This window comes from Paracoccus sp. (in: a-proteobacteria) (assembly GCF_030536915.1).
Classification (GTDB): domain Bacteria; phylum Pseudomonadota; class Alphaproteobacteria; order Rhodobacterales; family Rhodobacteraceae; genus Paracoccus.
Genome location: NZ_JAUNPC010000143.1, coordinates 1 through 3,974 on the forward strand (window position 1 = coordinate 1; position 3,974 = coordinate 3,974).

General features: G+C 67.1%; 2 protein-coding genes and 2 pseudogenes. All 4 read right to left on the reverse strand.

All coding sequences use genetic code 11. The features are described 5' to 3' along the window. Window positions 1-244 precede the first annotated feature (244 nt). Window positions 245-2,314: a catalase gene (locus Q4F04_RS14765; RefSeq protein ID WP_303370560.1), complete on the reverse strand. Its 2,070-nt coding sequence runs from the start codon at window positions 2,312-2,314 to the stop codon at window positions 245-247. Window positions 2,315-2,566: 252 nt separating this feature from the next. Continuing rightward, entirely contained in the window at window positions 2,567-2,800 is a 234-nt protein-coding gene (locus tag Q4F04_RS14770; protein ID WP_303370561.1) for a hypothetical protein, read from the reverse strand. Beyond that, window positions 2,800-2,901 (reverse strand): annotated as a pseudogene (locus tag Q4F04_RS14775) (IS5/IS1182 family transposase); the annotation flags it as partial. The pseudogene Q4F04_RS14775 and the gene Q4F04_RS14770, both read right to left, overlap by 1 nt. A gap of 224 nt (window positions 2,902-3,125) precedes the next feature. Further along, window positions 3,126-3,302 (reverse strand): annotated as a pseudogene (locus Q4F04_RS16060) (mechanosensitive ion channel domain-containing protein); the annotation flags it as partial. Window positions 3,303-3,974 lie beyond the last annotated feature (672 nt).

Here is a 3,974-nt window from a genome sequence, read left to right on the forward strand (position 1 = left end):
GCTCCGTCCGGGGAAAGGCGACGTGCCCCCATCAGTCGATTTGCGCAACAGAGCCGTGGCAGCCTCATTGGTTATGCGTGGGAGGGGAAGCTCCTGCCGAAGATCGGGCAAGGGTGCCGCAGGTCAACACAATCCGGCATTCGAACCGCAGGCTCGGCGAGTTCCTCGACAAGCTGCATGCGGCCCGGATTGATCTGCTGATCGTTGTCCCGGTCCCGACAGATGCTTCACCTTTTTGCCGCTGTCAGGGATGGGCGGCCCAGATCAGCGCCTCGCGGTCGTGATAGCGCCGCACCGCCGCCGCGGGCAGCGCGTCCAGCGGAACCACCCCCGCATCCGCGACCACCCCGGCCTTGTCCAGCAGCGCCTGCGCACCGGGGCCGTGGCCGATGGCCTTGCAATGGGCGAAGGCGTCGGACACGAAGTCGATGGCGGGCTTGTGCTGGCAGAGCTTCTGCGCCGCCGCCTCGGTCAGCACCAGCGCGATGGCGTCCACCACGACCGAGGGCGTGCCGTCCAGCTGCCCGTCGCCCAGGCCCCGGCGCGGGGCGATGGTCATGGCGACCCCGCCCGCCGTCCCGATGGCCGCAGCCAGCGCCGTGACCTCAGCGGGGTCGCTGTCGTCGTCCATGAGGATGCCGACCTTGCGACCCTTGAGCGTCCCGGGCGCGTTCTTCAGGATCGACAGCGCGTCGGATGCGGGCATGTCCACCGGCTCGCTGGCCGGCTCGGCCCGCGGCGGCAGGTCGAGCGCAAGGCCCTTGGCGACCCGCTGGGCCAGCGTCTCGTCCACGTTCCGCACCTGCGCCAGCACGGCCAGCCGGACATGGGGCAGGTCCACCTTGGACAGCTCGAAGGTGAAGGCGCTGGCGATGTGGTCCTGTTCCACCGGCTTCTGGCTGCGATAGAACAGCCGGGCGTGGCTGAAATGATCGCGGAAGCTATCGGCCCGGACCCGCAGCTTCTGGTTCGCGTCCTCGGCTTGGTCCATGCGGCGGATCGTCTGGAAGCCCTGGTCCGAGGGGCGCGGGCCGGGATCCTCGCCCGCGCGGTCGAGGCTGTTCGGCTCGTAATTGGCACGGCCCTTGTGGACCAGCGTCTGCATCATGCCGTCGCGCTGCATGTTGGCGAAGGGGCAGCGCGGGGCGTTGATCGGGATCTGGAAGAAATTGGCCGTCCCCAGCCGCGACTTCTGCGTGTCGAGATAGGAAAACAGCCGCCCCTGCAGCAGCGGGTCGTCGGTGAAGTCGATCCCCGGCGGCACGTTCTGGGGCATGAAGGCGACCTGCTCGGTCTCGGCGAAGAAGTTGTCGGGGTTGCGATTCAGCTGCAGCGTGCCGATGATCTGGACCGGCACGTCCTCCTCGGGGATGATCTTGGTGGCGTCCAGCACGTCGTAGAACTGCGCCTCGGCGAAATCCGCGTCGAAGACCTGGATCCCGAGGTCGTATTCGGGGAAGTCGCCGCGGTCGATCGCCTCCCACAGGTCGCGGCGGTTGAAGTCGGGATCGGCGCCCGAGATCTTCACCGCCTCGTCCCACAGCAGCGACTGCAGCCCCAGCCGCGGCTTCCAGTGGAACTTGACGAAGCTCGCCTTGCCCTCGGCATTGACCATGCGGAAGGTGTGGACGCCGAAGCCCTCCATCATGCGGAAGCTGCGGGGCAGGGCGCGGTCCGACATCAGCCACAGGACCGTGTGCATCGTCTCGGGCATCAGCGAGACGAAATCCCAGAAGGTGTCATGCGCCGAGGCCGCCTGCGGGAACATCCGGTCCGCCTCGGGCTTCACGGCATGGACGAGATCGGGGAACTTCAGCGCGTCCTGCACGAAGAAGGGGGCGAAGTTGTTGGCGACCAAGTCCCAGTTGCCTTCCTCGGTGTAGAACTTGGTGGCGAAGCCCCGCACGTCGCGCGGCGTGTCCTTGGACCCTTTCGAGCCCGCGACCGTCGAGAAGCGGGTGAAGGTGTCGCAACTGTTGCCTTCCTTCTGGAACAGGGCGGCGCGGGTCAGTTCAGGGATGGCGCGGGTCACGGTGAAGGTGCCATGCGCGCCCGAGCCGCGGGCATGGACGATCCGTTCCGGGATGCGTTCATGGTCGAAGTGGAAGATCTTCTCGCGCAGGACGAAGTCCTCCAGCAGCACCGGCCCGCGCGGACCGGCCTTCAGGCTGTTCTGGTTGTCGCTGACCGGCACGCCATGGTCGGTGGTCAGGATGCCGCTGCCGCCCCGCTGCTGCGTCTCGCCGCCGCTGCCGAGTGGCAGGTCGAGCGGCTTGCCCATCGCGGCCTCGCTGGCGCGGGCGGCGGCGGCCATCTTTCCCTGCTTGGCGCCGGGCGGCGGTTCGGGCAGGTTTTCCGGGGCGTCAGGCCCCATGTCGCGGCGGGAGATACGGTCGGTCATGCAAGGCCTCTCGGAACATGTCATGGCCGCCCATTCGGGCGGCGGCTGTCCCTCAACCATCGCATTGAACCAGGGTTCCGCCGCGCAAGGCGAGTTCCGAGGGATGGCATCTGTCATCCATGCGGGATCCGGTATGGATAGCCGGGTCACTGGAGCATGTCCTGATCACCGGATGTTGTGGCCGGTGATCCCGATCTCGTTGGCGATGTCCATCCAGGGCCTGATCTGCAGTGAGCGCCGGAACGGCAAGGCAATCCCGCAGCGGTCGCCCAGGAACAGACCCGCATGACGGGTGACAGAGGTCATGAGCGCGGCAGTAGCTGCCATTTCGTCACCCAGAGGGCTATATTGCACAAAGCCACTGATGGCCGAGGCTTCCCTTTTCCCGGACGGATGCATCCCACGGTTCCTGTGACAGGGATGCCAAGCGCGGTGCAGCCGTTCATGACGGCAATGCGGATCTGGACCTTTGCGACCTGCCGGTCAAAGTCCCGTGCCACGTTGTGAAGATACCACAAGGCGAAGGACGTCGGGCCCGAGATCCATATCCAGATGACCGCCGCGTCCGCCTCCGCCTCCACCAGCTCCACCAGCGGGGCGCTGGTGGAACGGGGTCGCCCTCGACGATTTCCTCGACCTTCCGGGGGACCTGATCGACGTCGATGCGGTAGTCGACGGGGATCTTCACGATGCGCCGGACTTCCTCCCCTTCTTTCGACCAGTTCTCGAAGGGCTTGGACAGGAAATCCGAATGCGGAACGATCAGGCGGGTGTCGAGCCAGGTCCGCAGGACGGTATGGGCGAAGGCGATGTCCTCGACCGTGGCCCAGTGGCCGTCATAGACGACGACATCGCCGACCCGGAGGGGATCGGTGAGCGCGATCTGCAGGCCCGCCACCATGTTGCCCAGAAGCGGACGCGCGGCGATGGTGACCAGCGCTCCCAGCACCCCCAGCACACCGGCCGATGCCAGCACCGACAGCCCGAAGCGGTCGAACACGCCCACCCGGTGGATGATGTAGCCGAGCCACAGCAGGGCCACGAAGACCAGCGCCAGCCGCCGCGTCACGTAGACGGTGGTCTTGATGCGGCGGTTCGCCGGATCATCGAGTCCCAGCGGAACGACATAGCGCTGGCTCAGTCCCAGCGACACGGCCGCCACGACCTGAACGAACAGCCAGCCACCAGCCGCCCATCCCACGGCTTCCGCGGCGATCGCCAAGTTCGAGGCAATCGGCCCGGTCAGCAGGACAAGGTCGGTCGCGCCGAAGCGGATGGCGATCGTGGCCCCGAGGATCGACAGGGGAAGGCCGATCCGTCGTCCCGGCCGAAGCTGGGAAAGGCGCTGCGACAGGGTCCGCAAGGTGAAATACACCGCCACGCCGACAAGGATACCCGTCACCAGCAGAAGGGCTGCAGGCTGATCGGCACGGGCCGCTTGTCGAGCCTGACCTCGCCCAGGTCGATCGACCGCCGGCTGCAGGGGCTGCCCGATTGGGGCAATCCCGGCAGCACGCGCGCGTCCTGGCCAGCCCGGCAGGTCCGAACGTTCGTCGGTGTCATCCCCGGCGTG

What these genes read in the sequence shown, in the direction of transcription:
- Q4F04_RS14765 (WP_303370560.1), bottom strand. Translation starts at nt 2,314, where the DNA reads ATGGCCGCCGCCGCCCGCGCCAGCGAGGCCGCGATGGGCAAGCCGCTC.
- Q4F04_RS14770 (WP_303370561.1), bottom strand. Translation starts at nt 2,800, where the DNA reads ATGCATCCGTCCGGGAAAAGGGAAGCCTCGGCCATCAGTGGCTTTGTG.